The organism is Aestuariibius insulae (genome assembly GCF_040783535.2).
Lineage (GTDB): Bacteria > Pseudomonadota > Alphaproteobacteria > Rhodobacterales > Rhodobacteraceae > Aestuariibius > Aestuariibius insulae.
On sequence record NZ_JBFONW020000004.1, the window covers coordinates 336962 to 355076 of the forward strand.

19 protein-coding genes are annotated in these 18115 nt (G+C 63.9%); 16 read left to right on the top strand and 3 right to left on the bottom strand.

Annotation, left to right across the window (positions count from 1 at the left end):
• Positions 1–51 precede the first annotated feature (51 nt).
• A complete protein-coding gene (locus AAD018_RS13175; protein ID WP_367314551.1) occupies positions 52–543 on the top strand; it encodes a D-galactarate dehydratase in 492 nt (163 codons plus the stop codon).
• A gap of 7 nt (positions 544–550) precedes the next feature.
• Here AAD018_RS13175 and glmS read toward each other — a convergent pair whose 3' ends face one another.
• Together glmS and glmU are read right to left on the bottom strand one after the other, a co-directional pair.
• Positions 551–2371 carry a glutamine--fructose-6-phosphate transaminase (isomerizing) gene (glmS, locus tag AAD018_RS13180; protein ID WP_367314552.1) on the bottom strand — a complete coding sequence of 607 codons (1821 nt, stop codon included), beginning with the start codon at positions 2369–2371 and terminating at the stop codon, positions 551–553.
• Between the two features lie 4 nt (positions 2372–2375).
• Positions 2376–3713 (bottom strand): bifunctional UDP-N-acetylglucosamine diphosphorylase/glucosamine-1-phosphate N-acetyltransferase GlmU, encoded by a 1338-nt coding sequence (gene glmU / locus AAD018_RS13185; RefSeq protein WP_367314553.1) that lies wholly within the window; start codon positions 3711–3713, stop codon positions 2376–2378.
• A 116-nt stretch (positions 3714–3829) separates the two neighbouring features.
• Between glmU and AAD018_RS13190 the strand changes: the two genes are divergently transcribed.
• The 13 genes from AAD018_RS13190 (at position 3830) to AAD018_RS13250 (ending at position 16119) form a co-directional block, all read left to right on the top strand.
• Positions 3830–4492 (top strand): HAD-IA family hydrolase, encoded by a 663-nt coding sequence (locus AAD018_RS13190; RefSeq protein ID WP_367314554.1) that lies wholly within the window; start codon positions 3830–3832, stop codon positions 4490–4492.
• 43 nt (positions 4493–4535) lie between these two features.
• Positions 4536–5738 (top strand): DegT/DnrJ/EryC1/StrS family aminotransferase, encoded by a 1203-nt coding sequence (locus tag AAD018_RS13195; RefSeq protein WP_367314555.1) that lies wholly within the window; start codon positions 4536–4538, stop codon positions 5736–5738.
• Between the two features lie 73 nt (positions 5739–5811).
• Positions 5812–6696, top strand: a complete 885-nt coding sequence (locus tag AAD018_RS13200; RefSeq protein ID WP_367314556.1) for a hypothetical protein — start codon at positions 5812–5814, stop codon at positions 6694–6696.
• A 75-nt stretch (positions 6697–6771) separates the two neighbouring features.
• Positions 6772–7935, top strand: coding sequence for an isovaleryl-CoA dehydrogenase (locus AAD018_RS13205; RefSeq protein ID WP_367314558.1), 1164 nt, complete (start codon positions 6772–6774; stop codon positions 7933–7935).
• Positions 7932–8465 carry a lysozyme inhibitor LprI family protein gene (locus AAD018_RS13210; protein WP_367314559.1) on the top strand — a complete coding sequence of 178 codons (534 nt, stop codon included), beginning with the start codon at positions 7932–7934 and terminating at the stop codon, positions 8463–8465. Before AAD018_RS13205 ends, AAD018_RS13210 begins: the two co-directional genes overlap by 4 nt.
• A gap of 180 nt (positions 8466–8645) precedes the next feature.
• A complete protein-coding gene (locus AAD018_RS13215) occupies positions 8646–10229 on the top strand; it encodes a carboxyl transferase domain-containing protein (RefSeq protein WP_367314560.1) in 1584 nt (527 codons plus the stop codon).
• Positions 10226–10672, top strand: a complete 447-nt coding sequence (locus AAD018_RS13220; protein WP_367314561.1) for a hypothetical protein — start codon at positions 10226–10228, stop codon at positions 10670–10672. The genes AAD018_RS13215 and AAD018_RS13220 overlap by 4 nt, the downstream gene beginning before the upstream one ends.
• Positions 10662–11069: an ASCH domain-containing protein gene (locus AAD018_RS13225; protein WP_367314562.1), complete on the top strand. Its 408-nt coding sequence runs from the start codon at positions 10662–10664 to the stop codon at positions 11067–11069. The genes AAD018_RS13220 and AAD018_RS13225 overlap by 11 nt, the downstream gene beginning before the upstream one ends.
• Positions 11069–12997, top strand: a complete 1929-nt coding sequence (locus AAD018_RS13230; protein WP_367314563.1) for an ATP-binding protein — start codon at positions 11069–11071, stop codon at positions 12995–12997. The genes AAD018_RS13225 and AAD018_RS13230 overlap by 1 nt, the downstream gene beginning before the upstream one ends.
• 3 nt (positions 12998–13000) lie before the next feature.
• Positions 13001–13669, top strand: a complete 669-nt coding sequence (locus tag AAD018_RS13235; protein ID WP_367314564.1) for a glutathione S-transferase family protein — start codon at positions 13001–13003, stop codon at positions 13667–13669.
• 49 nt (positions 13670–13718) lie between these two features.
• Positions 13719–14585, top strand: coding sequence for a hydroxymethylglutaryl-CoA lyase (locus AAD018_RS13240; protein WP_367314565.1), 867 nt, complete (start codon positions 13719–13721; stop codon positions 14583–14585).
• Between the two features lie 142 nt (positions 14586–14727).
• Positions 14728–15510: a crotonase/enoyl-CoA hydratase family protein gene (locus AAD018_RS13245; RefSeq protein WP_367314566.1), complete on the top strand. Its 783-nt coding sequence runs from the start codon at positions 14728–14730 to the stop codon at positions 15508–15510.
• Between the two features lie 243 nt (positions 15511–15753).
• A complete protein-coding gene (locus AAD018_RS13250) occupies positions 15754–16119 on the top strand; it encodes an NADH-quinone oxidoreductase subunit A (protein ID WP_367314567.1) in 366 nt (121 codons plus the stop codon).
• A gap of 94 nt (positions 16120–16213) precedes the next feature.
• On the opposite strand, the gene AAD018_RS13255 is transcribed toward AAD018_RS13250, so the two are convergent.
• The gene (locus tag AAD018_RS13255; RefSeq protein WP_412005270.1) at positions 16214–16477 is read right to left on the bottom strand and encodes a hypothetical protein; all 264 of its coding nucleotides are present in this window, start codon (positions 16475–16477) and stop codon (positions 16214–16216) included.
• Positions 16478–16729: 252 nt separating this feature from the next.
• Here AAD018_RS13255 and AAD018_RS13260 point away from each other — a divergent pair, with 252 nt between their 5' ends.
• Positions 16730–17887 carry a phage portal protein gene (locus AAD018_RS13260; protein ID WP_367314569.1) on the top strand — a complete coding sequence of 386 codons (1158 nt, stop codon included), beginning with the start codon at positions 16730–16732 and terminating at the stop codon, positions 17885–17887.
• Positions 17884–18111, top strand: coding sequence for a GTA head formation protein, RCAP_rcc01685 family (locus AAD018_RS13265; protein WP_459382423.1), 228 nt, complete (start codon positions 17884–17886; stop codon positions 18109–18111). The genes AAD018_RS13260 and AAD018_RS13265 overlap by 4 nt, the downstream gene beginning before the upstream one ends.
• Positions 18112–18115: the final 4 nt, after the last annotated feature.

An 18115-nucleotide genomic window follows, 5' to 3' on the forward strand; every position in this document is an offset into this window, starting at 1 on the left:
CAAAGGTCTGCGGGGCTTGTTCGTCCCTCGGGGTCATCCTAGCGTGCCGGTATGAAATCATATGCCCTTCTTCTTTCGATCGGCCTGGTTGCGGGATGCGATCAGGTGCGCGAGGCCGCGATGGCGCCGGGATCCGGTCCTGCGCCGGAGGCTGCTCCTCCGAGGACGCTGGATCCGACCCCGCCGCCGCCGCCTCCTGCCGCAGCGCGGACCGTGGACGAGTTCGATACGACATCCGCTGAGGACCGAGCCGAGGCGGCTGCCGCTCCTGCGCCCGAGGAAGCGGCCAGCGAACGGCGGCTGGGGACGACGATCGCCTCGCTTGGATCGCCGACGGAGCCGGGGTTCTGGCTGGAGACGCCGCTTGTCAGCGAGGTGACGCCCGGGCGGGTGGAGCTGAGCGGGGGCGGGAGGTCCGCCAATGTGGAGCTGCGCCCGTCGGGCGGGTCCTCCGGATCGGGCAGCCAGATTTCCTTGGCGGCTTTGCGCCTTCTGGAGGTGCCGCTGACCGATCTGCCGGAGCTGACGGTCTACGCCGACTGATCCGCCGCTACTCGACTGTCACTGATTTCGCGAGATTGCGTGGCTGATCGACATCCGTACCTTTGGCGACGGCGGTGTGATAGGCTAGAAGCTGAGCCGGGATCGCGTAGAGGATCGGTGCCAGAAAGGCGGAGACGTCGGGCATCTGGATCGTGCGCCAGACGCCGTCTCCGGCCGATTTGATCCCCTTGGCGTCGCTGACCAGAAGGATCCGTCCGCCCCGGGCCATCACCTCCTGCATGTTCGAGATCGTCTTCTCGAAGAGCGCATCGCGCGGGGCCATCACGATGACCGGCACGTGGTCGTCAACCAAGGCGATAGGGCCGTGCTTGAGTTCTCCGGATGCGTAACCCTCGGCATGGATGTAGCTGATTTCCTTGAGCTTGAGCGCGCCTTCGAGGGCGAGCGGATACATCGCGCCGCGACCCAGAAAGAGGATGTCGCGGGCTTCGGCCAGATCGCGGGACAGCCGCTCGACCGGATCGCCGATGGTCAGCGCCTGATTGAGCAGGCCGGGCAGGGCGCGGACATCCTCGAGCCGGTCCTGAAGCTCTCCTGCGGTGATCTCTCCGCGTTGGCGGGCCGCTTCGAGCGCGAGAAGGGCGAGGACCAGAAGCTGGCAGGTGAAGGCCTTGGTCGAGGCGACGCCGATTTCGACGCCCGCATGGATCGGCAGAGCCAGATCGCTTTCGCGGGAGATGGAGCTTTCGGGCACGTTGACGACCGAGAGGATCCGGTCCGCCTTGCCTGCGCAGTACCGCAGGGCCGCAAGCGTATCCGCCGTCTCGCCCGATTGGCTGACGAAGAGCGCGGCGGTCCCTTTGGGCACCGGAGGCTCGCGGTAGCGAAATTCGGAGGCGACATCGATTTCGACAGGCAGGCGGGCGAGTTGTTCGAACCAGTATTTCGCGACATTGCAGGCATAAAAGGCGGTACCGCAGGCGACCATGGTCAGGCGGTCTATGGCGGTAAAATCGATGGCCTCGGGCAGAACGATGTCATCCGCGCCCGCAGGCAGGTAGCGCGAGATTGCGTCGGCGAGAACGGTTGGCTGCTCTGCGATTTCCTTGGCCATGAAGTGGCGGTGGCCGCCCTTGTCGATACGGGCGGCATCGATGCGGATCGTCTTGACCGGGCGGTTGGCGACGCGGTTTTCGGCATTGCGGATCTCGAGGCTCGTTCGGGTAACGACGGCCATGTCACCCTCTTCGAGATAGGTAATACGGTCCGTCATGGGCGAGAGGGCGATGGCATCGGAGCCGACGAACATTTCGCCGTCCCCATGGCCGATGGCAAGCGGGGAGCCCTTGCGGGCAGCGATCAGCAGATCCTCTTCACCTTCGAAGAGGAAACAAAGCGCATAGGCGCCGTCGAGGCGGGACAGCGTGAGCTGAGCGGCGTCGCGCGGGCTGTTGCCCTGATCGAGGTAATGCTCGGCCAGCAGGGCCACGGTTTCGGTGTCCGTATCGGTCTGGGGCGTGATGCCGTGGCTGGCCAGCTCCTCGCGAAGGTCCTGATAATTCTCGATAATCCCGTTATGGACGACGGCGACCCGTCCGGCCTGATGGGGGTGGGCGTTGCCTTCGGTCGGAGCGCCGTGGGTCGCCCAGCGGGTGTGGCCGATGCCTGCCTTGCCCGAAAGCGGCTGGTGCACCAGCAGATCGGAAAGGTTCACCAACTTCCCAACGGCGCGGCGGCGGTCGAGCTGGCCGTTGCGGACGGTTGCGATCCCGGCGCTGTCATAGCCACGATATTCCAGCCGCTTGAGCGCATCGACCAGAATGGGAGCTGCTTCGTGATCGCCGAGAACGCCGATGATACCGCACATGGGCCTAGTCCTTTTTCGCCGCGCGCAGCCGCGCAAAGAGCTTTCGGGCCAGGCCCGGCTTGTTGGTCTGACGCGCGCGGCCAAGGGCCAGATCGCCCTCGGGCACATCAGAGGTGATGACCGATCCGCTGGCCGTCATCGCTTCGTCCCCGACCTTGACCGGCGCCACGAGCATCGTGCTTGACCCGATGAACGCGCGAGCGCCGATTTCGGTTCGGTGTTTGGAGACGCCGTCGTAATTGCAGGTGACGACCCCCGCGCCGATATTGGCGTTCTCGCCGATACTCGCATCGCCGATATAAGTGAGGTGATTGACCTTCGCGCCGCTTGCGATCTCGGCATTCTTGATCTCGACGAAGTTACCGACTTTCGCGCCTTCCGCGATCTCGGCGCCAGGGCGCAGGCGGGCATAGGGGCCGATCACGGCTCCGGAAGAGATATGGGTGCCTTCCAGATGGCTGAAGGCGCGGATGACGGCCCCGTTTTCGACCGTGACGCCGGGGGCGAAGACGACGTTGGGTTCGATCGTCGTGTCGGGGCCGATGGCTGTATCGAGCGAGAGGAAGACGGTGTCGGGAGCAGTCATGGTCACCCCCGCCTCCAGAAGATCGGCGCGGGCCTTCGTCTGGAAGGCGGCTTCGGCGGCGGCGAGATCGGCGCGGGAATTGACGCCGAGCGTTTCGGCCTCGTCGCAGATCACGGTCGTGGCGGACAGACCGCGTGCGCGGGCCAAGCCCACGATGTCGGTCAGGTAGTATTCGCCCGCCGCGTTGTCGTTCGTCACATCGTCCAGCAGATCGAAGAGGGTTTTGGCATCGGCGGCGACAACGCCGCTGTTGCAAAGGGTGATTGCGCGTTCGTCGGGCGAGGCGTCCTTGAATTCGACGATGCGCTCGAGCGTGTCGCCCTGCATGAGGAGGCGTCCGTAGCGGGCGGGATCGGCGGCTTCGAAGCCGAGGACGACAACGGCATGGTCCCGGCGGGCGCGGGCCATGGCCTGCAATGTCTGGGGGCTGACGAAAGGTGTGTCGGCGAACATCACGATGACGTCCCCCTCGAAGCCTTCCAGAGCCGTGCGGGCCTGAAGGACAGCGTGACCGGTGCCGAGCTGTTCGGTCTGGAGCGCCGTCTGCGCATCGGGATCGAGGGAGAGGGCGGAGGCCTTTACCGCCTCGGCCTCGTGGCCTGCGACGATGACGATGCGGGCGGGCGAGAGCGCCGATCCGGCGCGCATGGCGTGATGGAGAAGCGGCGCACCGGCGAGTTCGTGCAGCACTTTGGGACGGTCGGATTTCATCCGGGTGCCCTTGCCCGCAGCGAGGATGATAAGTGCCGTTTCCATATGCTGCGTCCTGCCTCGCGACGATTTTTGTCGGTCTTGACGGCAAAGCCCCCTTGGCGCAAGGGCTCGGCGCTTCACATCACGTTTCGTATGATTACGGACCAAGGGAGACAGGCATGCGCACGGTTATCTTCGATCTCGACGGGACGCTTGCCGATACGGCGGGCGATTTGCTGGCGGCGGCGAATGCCTGTTTTCGGGATCTGGAGCTTGGCGATCTGCTGAGCCGGGGCGCCGATGACGGCATCGCCCATCGCGGTGGACGCGCCATGCTGGAGGCGGGGTTCGCCCGGGTGGACGGCGACTGGTCCGAGGAGATCGACCGGCAATATCCCCGGCTGATCGAGTATTACGACGCCGATATCGACACGCATACGGTGCTTTATCCCGGGATCCGCGAGGCGGTCTCGCGCCTTGGAGAGATGGGATATGCTGTGGGGATCTGTACGAACAAGCCCGAGACGCTGGCCGAAAAGCTGATGGTGTCGTTGGAGTTTAGGGAGGCTTTCGCCTCGCTCGTGGGGGCCGATACGTTGCCGGTGCGAAAGCCCAATCCGGCCCCTTTCATCGAGGCGGTGCGCCGGGCGGGCGGAGATCCGGAGCGGGCCTGTCTTGTCGGCGATACCCAGACGGATCGCGATACGGCGGCTGCCGCTGGCGTGGCCTCGATCCTCGTGACCTTCGGGCCGGATGGGGACGAGGTCGCGGCGCTCGCTCCTGAAGCACTTCTGGCGCATTACGACGAATTGCCGGGGATCGTCGAAAGGTTGGCGCTTTAGTGGAATCGTTGACCGCAACGACCGGGCATCACAGGATGGCCGAATGAAGCGGTTCAACGGCAGTTTCACGCAGCAGGAGCCTATCCCGGAGGCCGGGATTGCGGCTGCGATGGACGTTCTGCGGCACGGACGGCTGCACCGCTACAATGTGAGCCCGGGCGAGGCCGGAGAGGCGGCGCTGCTGGAAGAGGATTTCGCGGCGCTGACCGGCGCGAAGTACTGCCTTGCCGTCGCATCGGGCGGCTACGCGATGGCGACGGCCTTGCGCGCGTGCGGTGTGGGTCCAGGTGATGCGGTGCTCAGCAATGGCTTCACGCTTGCGCCAGTGCCGGGGGCGATTGCGAGCCTTGGGGCAAAGCCGATCTTCGTGGAGGTCACAGAGGATCTGGTGATCGATATGAAGGATCTGGAGGTCAAGCTTGACCGGGCCAAGGTTCTGCTGCTGAGCCATATGCGCGGGCATCTGTGCGATATGGACCGGCTGATGGCGCTTTGCGATGCGGCGGGTGTCACGGTGATCGAGGATTGCGCGCATACGATGGGAGCGGCGTGGAACGGTGTTCCATCGGGCCGGCACGGCAAGATCGGCTGCTATTCGACCCAGACCTACAAACACGTCAATTCCGGTGAGGGCGGTCTGATCGTCTCGGACGATGAGGCGGTGATGGCGCGGATGATCCTGCTGTCGGGCAGCTATATGCTTTATGATCGGCATCGGGCGTCACCGCCGAAGGAGGCCTTTGAGGCCCTACGGTTCGAAACGCCGAATATCTCGGGCCGGATGGACAATCTGCGTGCGGCGATCTTGCGGCCTCAGTTAGCGATCCTCGACGAACAGGCGCAGCGGTGGAACGCGCGTTACCGCGCCATGGAGGAGGGGCTGCGCGGCACGCCGGATCTTTACCTGCCGCACCGTCCGGAGGCGGAGCGTTATGTCGCGTCCTCCTTTCAGTTCCTGCTTCCCGGTTGGGAGCCCGAGGAGATCGAGCGGGTCGTCGGCGGATGCGTCAGCCGAGGGGTCGAGTTGAAATGGTTTGGTGCGCCCGATCCGGCGGGTTTCACCTCGCGTTATGATCATTGGCGCTATGTCGCCTCTGATCCCTTGCCGCAGACCGACCGCGTGCTGAGCGGTCTTCTGGACATGCGCCTGCCGCTCACTTTCTCTGAAGAGGATTGCGCGCTGATTGCACAGATCATCCGCGACGAGGTGACTTCGGCAAAATCCGGCCGGGCTGCGGCGGAATAGCCGGCTGCTATCGTATAACAGTGTAGATGCCGCTTAACGCATCGAGACCGAACCCAAACACAAGAGGCACCGTATGTGGCGTTTTCTTCTGGCTCTCGCGCTTTTGACTGCGGGGCCGATAGAGGCACAGACCTTGTCCAGGCAGCTTGCCGAAGCCCGTGCGGCGGCGGCCCCCTACGAGGAGTTCCGCACCGCGCGCAGGACCGGCTGGAAGCCCTTTGGCGGCGATGCGTCCCTGATGGGGCGTCATTATTTCCACCCCGACAATCCCGACTACACCAAAGGCGAACAGATCGACTTTCTCAGACCGTCGAACCTGGTCTATTCGCGTGTCGGCGGCGAGCCGCGGCTGGTCGCGCTGGCCTATAATATGCGGATCGGGCCGGATGAGGCGATACCTGAAGGGTTCGCGGGATCGCAAGACATCTGGCATGTGCATGATGCGGTGAAGTTTCTGGCGGCGATGCGCGAGGCTCGGCCCCTGATTGGCGGGATCGCGGAGAACTGGTTTCAGGGCAATGTCCTTCAAAAGGACGGGCGGGGGCGGCTTGCCATGGTGCATGTTTGGCTAATCCCCAATCCGAAGGGGACATTCGCCTCGCATAACCCCGCGTTGCCTTACTACGATCTGCGACTGCCTCCTGAATGGGCCAGCGATGGTGATATGGTGGCAGCACGCGGTTTGGCTTTGGCACAAAAGGACGGCTGCAAGAACGCGCTTGATGCGGAGCTTTTCATCGCGGGCGTCGATGGCCGCCGGAAGCGTCAGCTTTTCGGAATTTGCCGCGAAGGCGCAGCACGGGTGAAGGCGGAGCTTGGAAGCGGCGAAGAGCGGCTCGAGGCCGTGGCGCGCGATGCCTGGCAGCGGCTCGAGGATACGCGATACCTGCTTTTGACCGCGCAGGAACAGTCGCGGATTGCGGCCTTCGTTGAAGATGGCCCCGGGATCTGCAGATAAGGCACCTGCTAATCTGTTGACCGGATCGGCGGCTCCGCCTAGTTATTGAACACTTGTTCAATAACGGAGCCGCCCATGTTCACCTCCTCCATGTCATTCGATCTGGGCGAGGATGTGAACGCCCTGCGCGAGATGGTCCATCGCTGGGCGCAGGAGCGGATCAAACCGATCGCCGCCGATGTCGATCGCGACAACACCTTCCCGAGCGATCTGTGGTCCGAGATGGGCGAGTTGGGCCTGCTTGGGATCACTGTATCCGAAGAGGATGGCGGCTCTGGGATGGGCTATCTGGCGCATACCGTGGCGGTCGAGGAAATCGCGCGGGCCTCTGCCTCGGTGTCGCTGTCCTACGGGGCGCATAGCAATCTTTGCGTCAATCAGATCGCCTTGAATGGTGATGCGGAGCAGAAGGCGAAGTACCTTCCCAAGCTGTGTAGCGGCGCGCATGTGGGTGCATTGGCGATGTCCGAGGCCGGGTCGGGATCGGACGTGGTTTCGATGAAGCTGACCGCGCAAAAGCGGAACGATCACTACCGGCTGAACGGCACGAAATACTGGATCACGAACGGGCCCGATGCGGATGTGCTGGTGGTCTATGCCAAGACCGACCCCGAGGCCGGATCAAAGGGGATCACAGCCTTTCTGATCGAAAAAGAGATGACCGGGTTCTCGACCTCGCCGCATTTCGACAAGCTGGGGATGCGCGGCTCGAACACCGCTGAGCTGATCTTTGAGGATGTCGAGGTGCCGTTCGAAAACGTGCTCGGCGAGGAGGGCCGGGGCGTTCAGGTGCTGATGTCGGGGCTGGATTACGAACGGGTCGTTCTGGCCGGGATTGGGCTGGGCATCATGGCGGCCTGCCTCGACGAAGTCATGCCTTATCTGGCCGAGCGCAAGCAGTTCGGAAAACCCATCGGGTCGTTCCAGCTGATGCAGGGCAAGATCGCGGATATGTATACCGCGATGAACTCGGCGCGCGCCTATGTCTACGAGGTCGCCAAGGCTTGTGACCGGGGTCAGGTGACGCGGCAGGATGCGGCGGCTTGCGTGCTTTATTCCTCCGAAGAGGCGATGAAGCAGGCACATCAGGCGGTGCAGGCCATGGGCGGGGCGGGTTTCATGAATGACAGCCCCGTCAGCCGCCTGTTCCGGGATGCCAAGCTGATGGAGATCGGGGCGGGAACCTCTGAGATCCGGCGCATGCTGGTCGGCCGGGAGCTGATGGGGGCGATGGGGTGAAGGCAGGATTTGCTTTCTGTTTCAGCGTCTTTGCGTCTTTTTCTTATGCTGAGGACATCGAGTTTGACATCGCGGCTACAAACGAGTGCGTGGAGGTCGCCGAGGATGCTCGGGTTTGTATTGGTCTTGCTGCGAACGATTGCATGGAGACGCCGCAGAGCGAGGATGGATCCCTTCCGGCAGGCTCGACCACGGCTGGTATGGTGTATTGCCTTGGTGAGGAACTGGACTGGTGGGACGCCCGGCTGAACGTGATTTATCAAGACATGATGGCCGGAGCACAGAAAATAGATGCCGAGTTGGAGACAGTTGGCTCCAACCTCCTCCCACGAGCGGAAAGTCTGCGGGCGATGCAGCGGGCCTGGATTGCCTATCGGGACGCAAATTGCAGATATGAGCAGTCACTTTGGGGCGGCGGAACAGGTGCTGGACCCGCGATATCCGCTTGCCGATTGCGCAGAACGGCAGAGCAGACGCTGTATCTGGAGACGATTTCCAAGCGGCGGTCTCAAGGTCCTGTACAAAGGTGAGCCGAAGATGAAATCCAACGACCTATCAGCGCCTTACGTCTATGCAGGCCTTAGCGGGCGGGCTTTTGAATCGAAGAGGACTCGGTTTTGTTTGCCGCGGCAGGTTGATGCGTCTTGGATATCGGAAGACGTGTTGGAGAGCGGGTTTGAGACCTTGTGTCCTTTCGAGGAAGAACAAAGATGAAGATCGGGACTGTTGCGGGGCCGGGCGAGCAACGAGCGCTGCATTTGGAGTTTCTTCAGAGAGTTGAAGACGCGGCTAAGGCGGCGGCTGCCGGTGGCGGCGAGCGGGCGCGGGAGCGGCATCTGTCGCGTGGCAAGATGCTGCCGCGCGAGCGCGTCGCGGGGCTTTTGGATCCGGGATCTCCGTTCCTTGAGGTCGGTGCGACCGCCGGGCATGGGATGTATGACGGGGCCGCGCCTTGCGGAGGTGTGATCGCCGGGGTGGGCCGGGTTGCGGGCCGCGATGTGATGGTGGTCTGCAACGACGCGACGGTGAAAGGAGGGACCTATTACCCCATCACCGTTAAGAAACACCTAAGAGCGCAGGAAATAGCCGAAGAATGTGCGTTGCCCTGCATTTATCTGGTCGATAGCGGCGGAGCGAACCTGCCCAACCAGGACGAGGTCTTTCCCGACCGGGACCATTTCGGGCGGATCTTCTACAATCAGGCGCGGATGAGCGCGCAAGGGATCGCTCAGATCGCGGTGGTCATGGGCTCGTGTACGGCGGGCGGGGCTTACGTGCCTGCGATGTCGGATGTGTCGATCATCGTGAAGGAGCAGGGGACGATCTTCCTGGCCGGCCCGCCTTTGGTGAAGGCGGCGACGGGCGAGGTCGTCACGGCAGAGGAGCTCGGCGGCGGCGACGTGCATACGCGGCTCTCCGGGGTCGCGGATTACCTGGCCGAGGATGACGCCCATGCTCTGGCGCTGGCGCGGCAGGCGGTGGCGTCGCTGGGGCCTCCGGCGGCTGTTGCCGAGGGCGACGCGGAGGCTCCGGTGTATGACGCCGAAAGCCTGCTCGACGTCGTGCCTGCCGATCTGCGGACGCCCTATGACGTGCGTGAGGTGATTGCGCGGCTTGTGGATGGATCGGAGTTCGACGAGTTCAAGGCGCGGTTCGGAGACACGCTGGTCTGCGGCTTTGCGCAGATCGACGGGCTGGCGGTGGGGATCGTGGCCAATAACGGCGTGCTGTTCTCGGAAGCGGCGCAGAAAGGCGCGCATTTCATCGAGCTGTGTTCGCAGCGGAAGATCCCGCTTTTGTTCCTGCAGAACATCACCGGCTTCATGGTCGGCAAGAAATACGAGAACGAGGGGATCGCGCGGCATGGCGCGAAGATGGTGACGGCGGTGGCGACGACATCGGTGCCCAAGGTAACGGTTGTCATCGGCGGCTCGTTCGGGGCTGGAAACTACGCCATGGCCGGGCGGTCATATAGCCCGAATTTCATGTGGTCCTGGCCCAATGCGCGCATCTCGGTCATGGGCGGAGAGCAGGCGGCGGGGGTTCTGGCGACCGTTCGGCGCGAGGCGATGGAACGCCGCGGCGAAGACTGGAGCGCCGAGGAGGAGACCGCGTTCAAGAAGCCGGTGATCGACCAGTTCGAGGAGCAGTCGCATCCGCTTTATGCCTCGACCCGGCTTTGGGATGACGGGGTGATCGATCCGCGCAAGACGCGGCAGGTGGTGGCGCTGTCGCTCAGGGCCGCTTTGAACAGACCGATCGAGGAGACGCGGTTCGGCGTCTTTCGCATGTGAGGGGCGCGCCATGGGTTCAGGTCACCCCGTCCGAGGCGGCGGCCCATCCCAAGGGGCGGCCCGGGCTGGTTCTGTGGCTCGTTGCGGGATGGTTCGCCGCGACAGGCGCCTTCGAGGTTGTGCTGGCGATCTGGGCAGGCGCGTCGATCTGGTGGGCCTTTTTCGGCGGGTTGGCTTTGGTGGCGGCGCTTGGGCTCGCCATCGGGGCGCCCTGGTCCCTGGTGCTGGCCGTGCTGCTGGCGGCGCGGCAGGTGATCGGTCTGGCGCGGGACGTCAAGCTGGTCGGCTCGATCGCCGTGACCGACCAGCTTTTGCCGCTTCTGGTGCTCGGGCAGGCGGTGGTTGCCGCAGGCGTGGTCTTTTATCTGCTGGAAGGAGACCGGCCCAACCTCATCTTCCGGCACCGCTACAGAGCCTATTCGGAGGCGGATCATGACGCTTGAGGACCTGCAAAAGACATATCCCGGCGCTGTCGGTTTCAAGTTCGGTGACAGCCGGGAGCTGAATGCCGAGTTGATCGGGCTGGTTCGTTCGGGCGTCAAGACGGCGACCTGCGGTGCAGCGCGCGATTTCAACGATGATCCCGATGACATGCCGCTTCAGGGGCATTGCGATGTGGTGCTCGATTGGGACGGGGTGCCACAGCTGGTGGTCGAAACGGTCGAGGTTACACGGCAGCGGTTCTGCGACGTGCCTGAGGATTTCGCGGTGGCCGAGGGAGAGGGGACCTATGACGACTGGCGGCGCGGTCATGAGGCGTATTTCGGGCGCAATGGCGGGTTCGACCCTGAGATGGAGCTGATCTGCGAGCGGTTCCGTGTAGTGGAGGATTTGCGGTAATGTTCTCAAAGATCCTGATCGCGAACCGGGGCGAGATTGCCTGCCGGATCATGCGGACCTGCGACCGGTTAGGGGTGCGGACGGTTGCGGTGTTCTCGGATGCCGATGCGGGGGCGCAGCATGTGGCGATGGCGGGGGAGGCGGTTCGCATCGGGCCTCCGGCGCCCGCCGAAAGCTATTTGCGCGGCGATGCGATCATTGAAGCGGCGCTTTCCACGGGGGCCGAGGCGATCCATCCGGGCTATGGATTTCTGAGCGAGAATCCCGATTTCGTAGAGGCCGTCGAGGCCGCGGGCCTGGTCTTTATCGGGCCGTCGGCTAAGGCGATCCGGGCCATGGGGCTTAAGGATGCGGCCAAGGAAGTCATGGAAAAGGCCGGGGTGCCGGTCGTGCCGGATTATCGCGGCGCCGATCAGGACGCCGAACGGCTGGAAGAGGCAGCGGAGGTCGTCGGGTACCCTGTTTTGATCAAGGCAGTTGCGGGCGGCGGCGGTAAGGGGATGCGGCTGGTGGAGCGGGCCGAGGACTTTGCCGAGGCGCTGGAGGCCTGCCGGTCGGAGGCGGCGAAGGCGTTTGGGAACGACCGGGTGCTGGTCGAGAAATTCATTGAGCAGCCGCGGCATATCGAGGTGCAGGTCTTCGGAGACGGGGCGCGGGCGGTTCATCTATATGAACGCGATTGCTCGCTGCAGCGGCGGCACCAGAAGGTGATCGAGGAGGCGCCCGCGCCAGGGATGACCGAGGAGGTGCGGGAGGCGATGACTGGCGCTGCGGTCCGGGCCGCAGAGGCGATTGGCTATGCTGGGGCGGGGACGGTCGAGTTCATCGTGGACGGCTCGGGGCCTTTGCGGCCTGACGGGTTCTGGTTCATGGAGATGAATACGCGCCTTCAGGTCGAGCACCCGGTGACGGAGGCCGTGACCGGCGTCGATCTGGTGGAGTGGCAGCTGCGCGTGGCCTCGGGTGAAGTGATGCCCGATGTGCCGCCTTTGACCGGCCATGCGGTCGAGGCGCGGCTTTATGCGGAGGACGTGCCTGCCGGCTTTTTGCCTGCGACGGGGCGACTGGATCATCTGGCCTTTCCGGACGCAATCCGCGCCGATAGCGGCGTGCGGACGGGCGACGAGATCAGCCCGCATTACGATCCGATGATCGCCAAGGTGATCGCCCATGGAGAGACCCGCGCGCAGGCGCTTGCCCGGCTTGAGCGGGGTCTGTCGGAGACGCAAGTCGTTGGAACCGTGACTAATCTGGGGTTCCTGCGCCGTCTGGTGCGGCACGAGGACTTCGCGGCGGCGCGGCTCGATACGGGGCTGATAGACCGCCATCTGGAGACGCTGGCGGTCGAGAATGTGCCATGCAGCCGGTCGCGGTCTCTGGCGATTGTAGGCGCCGCGATGCAAGGCGGGATGCCGGACTTTGCCGGGTTCGCTTTGTGGGCGCCGCTGGAGCGGCGGATTGATCTGATCTGGCGGGACGAGGAGATCGAAGGGCGGCTTGCGGTTCTTGGACGGGATCGTTTTGAGGTTCGGATTGAAGACGCGCGCCACGAGATCGAGCGGCGACAGGAGCGTTGGTTTGTCGACGGCCAGCAGGTGCCTGCGACGGTTCTTATGGTAGATCCCTGGGTGACCGTCCTTTGGGGCGCAAGTTATGGGTTCCGGATTCCTGATCCGCTGGCGCGGGGCGGTGCGGAGGCGGCGCTTGGCACGGTCGAGGCGCCGATGCCGGGTCTGGTCAAGGCGGTCTATGTAGAGGCGGGCGCCGAGGTGGCGGAAGGCGACCGATTGGCCGTTCTGGAGGCGATGAAGATGGAGCATGTCCTGAAGGCCGGGCGCGCGGGACGGGTCGCCGAAGTGCTCGCCAAGGCCGGGGATCAGGTGACGGCAGGCGCTCCCTTGGTGCGGCTGGAAGACGAGGAGCAGTAGGGTTTGGATATTCGTCTGCATCACTGCCCGCAGACCCGTTCGATGCGGACGCTCTGGCTGTTGAACGAGATCGGGGTGCCCTTCGAGATTGTACTCCATCGCTTTGGAAAGGCGCTGCGGGCCCCTGATTTCCTTGAGAAAAGCCCGGCGGGGCGAGTTCCGGCGCTCGAGATCGACGGGGATGTGATGTTCGAGACGGGCGCGATCACCGAATATCTGTGCGAGCGCTATCCCAAGGCCGGTCTGGGGCGGCTTCCCGGCAAGGCGGAGCGGCGCGACTGGCTGGTTTGGGTCCATTTCGCGGAGACCATCAGCCAGCATGCAGCGACGCTCACGCAGCAGCATGTGATGCTCTATGAGGACGCGATGCGCTCGCCCATCGTGATGAAGCTGGAAGCGGCCCGGATCGGCAAATGCTATGAAGCGATCGAGCAGGCTCTGGGCGGGCATGACTGGTTGCTGGAGGGCGGGTTTTCGGCCGCCGATATCTCGGTCGGGCAGGCGGTCTACATGGCGCGGCATTTCACGAAGATTGAGCCCTATGAGGAGCTTGCTGCCTGGTATGGGCGCTGCGCCGAGCGCGAGGCGTTTCAGGAGAGCCTGCCGGGCGAGGGCAAGCGGCTTTACGATCGGGACTTCTACCCCGCCTGGCCGGCCGAGCCGGGCGCCTGATGGCGGAGGGCCGGATCATGCATATTTATGACAAGATGAAGAGAGCCGCATGACGGGCGAGGTCCGGATCTATGAGATGGGGCCACGTGACGGGCTTCAGAACGAGGCGCGGATCATCCCGGTGGGTGAGAAGCTGAGGCTGATCGAGGCTTTAGCCGGGACCGGGTTGAGCCGGATCGAGATCGGCAGTTTCGTCTCTCCCAAATGGGTGCCGCAGATGGCGGGGACCGCCGAGATCGTGGCGGGGGTCCCGCATCTGGACGGTCTGCGCTACGGGGTGCTGGTGCCGAACCTTAAAGGTTTTGAGCGGTATCTGGACGCCGCCCCGGAGGGGTTCGACGGGGAGATCGCCGTCTTCGTTTCGGCGACGGAGGGATTCAGCCGGGCCAATCTCAACGCGTCGATTGACGAGAGTTTTCAGCGGGTTGGTGCGGTCGTAGAGGCCGCTTTGGCCGCAGGCGTGCCCGTGCGAGGCTACGTGTCCTGCGTGATCCAGTGCCCGTTCGACGGGGAGGTGGCGCCGGGGGCGGTGGCGGCTGTGGTCGAGCGGTTACGGGCGCTGGCGCCGATGGAGGTGTCCTTGGGTGACACGATCGGGGCGGGGGATCCGAAGAGCGTCTCGCGGATGTTGAAGGCGGTTCTGGTTGTTGCTCCGGCGGAGGCTCTGGCCGGGCATTTTCACGATACCGGAGGGCGGGCGGTCGCAAATATCGAGGCGTCCGTGGAGGCTGGATTGCGGGTTTTCGATGCCGCTGTGGGCGGGCTTGGGGGGTGTCCTTATGCGCCCGGAGCGCCGGGGAATGTCGCGACTGAAGCGGTGGCAGCCCGGATGGAGGCGCTGGGGGTTGAGACGGGGATCGACCGGGACGCGCTGGCGCGGGCCGGGGAGATCGCCTTGGCCATGAAGGCGGGGTGAGCGTTAACCTTAATGACCGAAAGGTTAAGGTTAGCGGCAGTGCGATGTGCCGGTTTTGGAGCAGGACGAGCGAATCGCGTCTGAGGTCCTGATATTGGGGCAAAAGCGTTAACAGGGTCCGGACGGGCCGGACGGAGGCCATATGAGCGAGACAGTCAGGGTCGAGATCGAAGGGCGCGGGGTGGCTCGGGTCACGCTGGATCGGGCCGAAAAGCATAACGCGATGTCGGCGCAGATGATCGCGGAACTCTCTCAAGCGGCTGGCATATTGGCCGCCGATGACGCCGTGCGGGCGGTGGTCCTGACAGGCGAGGGCAAGTCCTTTTGCGCAGGCGGCGATCTGGGCTGGATGCGTGAGCAGATGGCGGCGGATGCGGCGACGCGGGGCGCGGAGGCGCGCAAGCTGGCGGAGATGCTTGGGGCCTGGGACGCGCTGCCCAAACCGGTGATCGGGCGGGTGCAGGGCAATGCCTTTGGCGGCGGCGTGGGCCTTGTGTCGGTCTGCGATGTCGCGGTGGGGGTGGATGCCCTGAAGATGGGGCTGACCGAGGTGCGGCTGGGGCTGATCCCGGCGACGATCGGGCCTTACGTGGCCGCCCGGATGGGGGTCGCCAAGGCGCGCCGGGTGTTCTTTTCAGGGCGGCTTTTTGGGGCGCAAGAGGCTGTTTCGCTTGGGCTTTTGGCCCGCGCCGTGCCGGAGGCGGAGCTGGACGAGGCTGTGGAGGCGGAGGTTGCGCCGTATCTCGATGCCGCGCCCGGTGCGGTGGCGGAAGCCAAGGCGCTCCTGCGCTCTTTCGGGCAGGCCGATGACGTGGAGCGGTCGATTGCCGCATTGGTTGCGCGCTGGGAGGGCGATGAGGCCGAAGAGGGCACGGCGGCGTTCTTCGGCAAGCGCAAGGCGGCGTGGATGCGCGGAGCGGGTTAACGGCCCGGTTTTGCTGAAAACGGCGGTTCGGTATCCGGTCGGTATCGCGTCGGTATTGCGTCGGTGGATTTTAAGGCTCCATCTCGGTTAACGGGGCGAACGGTCGGCGTTGACGCAACGGGGCTGAAGAATAGGGCCTCTGGAGCTGGGATTGTTCACATGCCTGACAGGCGGAGGACGTTGACCCTTTGCCGGGGGCGTCGTAGGGACAGACGGCGCGATTTGCTGACGAGGATCCGGTCCATGGATGACCTGCTGAGAGAGTACCTGCCCATTGTGATTTTCCTGGGACTGGCCATCGGGCTAGGACTGGTGCTGATCCTCGCGGCGGTCGTCCTTGCGGTGCGCAATCCCGATCCCGAGAAGGTCAGCGCCTATGAATGCGGGTTCAACGCGTTCGACGATGCGCGGATGAAGTTCGACGTGCGCTTCTATCTGGTGTCGATCCTGTTCATCGTCGTGGATCTGGAGCTGATCTTCTTGATGCCCTGGGCCGTGGCGTTCCAGGGGATCTCGGAGCTCGCGTTCTGGTCGATGATGGTGTTCATCGCGGTCTTCGTCGTGGGCTTTGCCTATGAATGGAAGAAGGGCGCTCTCGACTGGGAGTGAGGGGGTCGGTTGGGCGAGTGGTCACCCGGAGTTCGGCTTAATCTATACTGCGTGACGCATCCGACATCCGCTTGGAGCCCAAATTGCATGGCCCTCACTGATATTCGAGCGGCAAAAGAGATTTCAAAACCGAACAGAAGGTTGGGAATTCTTCGTTTTCACTTGGCGTATCTGACCATGTCAAATGCACAACATAATATTGCGGCGTTACGGTCGGATCGGATACAAGAACATCATCCGAAGCATAGTCTCTTGCAATTACTCTAAGTCTTTCAACAGCTTGATATAGATGATGCGCAACTCCTATTTCCGTTCGTAGCTGCTTTTCAAGAAGCGTCCGTTCGTTTTCTTCGACCAACTCCCAGTCTTGCCAATTTATCTTATCGCAGTCTCTCATCCAAGTATTATGGCACTTCGGTAGGCTAGTCGGCAACGGCAGCTTCGTCCCGCGGAGCAGACGTTAGCCACACCCCGTTCCATAACAACCGCTCCACACACCGCCTCCCGCAACACCCATCGAACTGACCTGTCAGCACTCGTTCAGGCTTTGCCGTCAAAACCTCTCTCAACGACGCAGGACACGTACCCTGCGAGATTCGAGGAGACGGGCATGTTCGATTTTCTGAAGCGCAGCGCACCCGAGGCGAAGGCCTCGGCCACGGGGCGGGTGATTGCGCATGCCAGCGCGGGCCGGGTGGCGTGGAGCCCTCGGGATGCGGCGTCGCTAACGCGCACGGGGTTCGCGGGCAATCCGGTGGGCTTTCGCGCGGTCAAGCTGATCGCAGAGGCCGCCGCGACGCTGCCTTTGGGCTTGCAGGACCGGCAGACGCGCTATGCCGAGCATCCGCTGATCGATCTGCTCGCGCGGCCCAATCTGGGGCAGGGCGGGGAGGCGTTTCTTGAGGCGCTTTACGGTCAGGTTCTGCTGACCGGGAACGGCTATGTCGAAGCGGTGGGCGAGGAGCGTCCGGTGGAGCTGCATGTGCTGCGCTCGGACCGGATGAGCCTGGTGCCTGGCGCCGACGGCTGGCCGGTTGCCTATGAGTATGCTGTAGGGGGGCGCAAGCATCGGTTCGATCTGAACGGCGGCGTCTCCCCGATCTGCCACATCCGGAGCTTTCATCCGCAGGACGACCATTACGGGCTGAGCCCGATGCAGGCGGCGGCGCAGGCGATCGATGTGCATAATGCGGCCTCGCGCTGGTCGAAGGCGCTGCTGGATAATGCGGCGCGGCCCTCGGGTGCGATCGTCTACCGGGGCATCGACGGGCAGGGGCAGCTATCGGCCGATCAGTTCGACCGGCTGCAATCGGAGATGGAGAGCCAGCATCAGGGGGCGCGCAATGCGGGGCGGCCGATGCTGCTGGAAGGCGGGCTCGATTGGAAGCCGATGGGCTTTTCGCCGTCGGATATGGAGTTCCAGCAGGCCAAGGAAGCGGCGGCGCGGGAGATCTCGGTCGCGTTCGGGGTGCCTCCGATGCTGCTGGGGATCCCCGGGGATGCGACCTATGCCAATTATGCCGAGGCGAACCGGGCCTTTTATCGGCTGACGGTTCTGCCGTTCGCGAGCCGGGCGCTGAGCGCGCTGGGCGATTGGCTGTCCGATTTCATGGGCGAGACTTTGGCGCTGGCGCCGGATCTCGATGGGGTGCCCGCCTTGTCGGTGGAGCGGGAGGCGCTTTGGCGGCGCGTCGGGGACGCCGATTTCCTGACCGAGGCCGAAAAGCGCCGTCTTCTGGGGCTGCCGCCCAAGGAGATGGAGACGTGAGCGAGGAGCGGTTTGGGTTCGAGGCCTTCGATTGCGCGCCCGGTATGCGGATCGCGGCCCATGAGCGGATCGCGGCCCTGCAATTCGCGCAGCTCGATACGCGGTTGGAGAAGATCGAAGCGATGATGGAGCGGCTCGACAAGCGGCTTTGGCTCACCGTGTACGGCGTGGTGGGCGTGATTTTGGCGCAAGCGTTTCAGTCGATCCTGACTGTGGCGCCATAAGGGG

Coding starts and splice junctions, on each gene's coding strand:
- AAD018_RS13175 (WP_367314551.1), top strand. CDS start 52: ATGAAATCATATGCCCTTCTTCTTTCGATCGGCCTGGTTGCGGGATGC.
- glmS (WP_367314552.1), bottom strand. CDS start 2,371: ATGTGCGGTATCATCGGCGTTCTCGGCGATCACGAAGCAGCTCCCATT.
- glmU (WP_367314553.1), bottom strand. CDS start 3,713: ATGGAAACGGCACTTATCATCCTCGCTGCGGGCAAGGGCACCCGGATG.
- AAD018_RS13190 (WP_367314554.1), top strand. CDS start 3,830: ATGCGCACGGTTATCTTCGATCTCGACGGGACGCTTGCCGATACGGCG.
- AAD018_RS13195 (WP_367314555.1), top strand. CDS start 4,536: ATGAAGCGGTTCAACGGCAGTTTCACGCAGCAGGAGCCTATCCCGGAG.
- AAD018_RS13200 (WP_367314556.1), top strand. CDS start 5,812: ATGTGGCGTTTTCTTCTGGCTCTCGCGCTTTTGACTGCGGGGCCGATA.
- AAD018_RS13205 (WP_367314558.1), top strand. CDS start 6,772: ATGTTCACCTCCTCCATGTCATTCGATCTGGGCGAGGATGTGAACGCC.
- AAD018_RS13215 (WP_367314560.1), top strand. CDS start 8,646: ATGAAGATCGGGACTGTTGCGGGGCCGGGCGAGCAACGAGCGCTGCAT.
- AAD018_RS13225 (WP_367314562.1), top strand. CDS start 10,662: ATGACGCTTGAGGACCTGCAAAAGACATATCCCGGCGCTGTCGGTTTC.
- AAD018_RS13230 (WP_367314563.1), top strand. CDS start 11,069: ATGTTCTCAAAGATCCTGATCGCGAACCGGGGCGAGATTGCCTGCCGG.
- AAD018_RS13240 (WP_367314565.1), top strand. CDS start 13,719: ATGACGGGCGAGGTCCGGATCTATGAGATGGGGCCACGTGACGGGCTT.
- AAD018_RS13245 (WP_367314566.1), top strand. CDS start 14,728: ATGAGCGAGACAGTCAGGGTCGAGATCGAAGGGCGCGGGGTGGCTCGG.
- AAD018_RS13250 (WP_367314567.1), top strand. CDS start 15,754: ATGGATGACCTGCTGAGAGAGTACCTGCCCATTGTGATTTTCCTGGGA.
- AAD018_RS13260 (WP_367314569.1), top strand. CDS start 16,730: ATGTTCGATTTTCTGAAGCGCAGCGCACCCGAGGCGAAGGCCTCGGCC.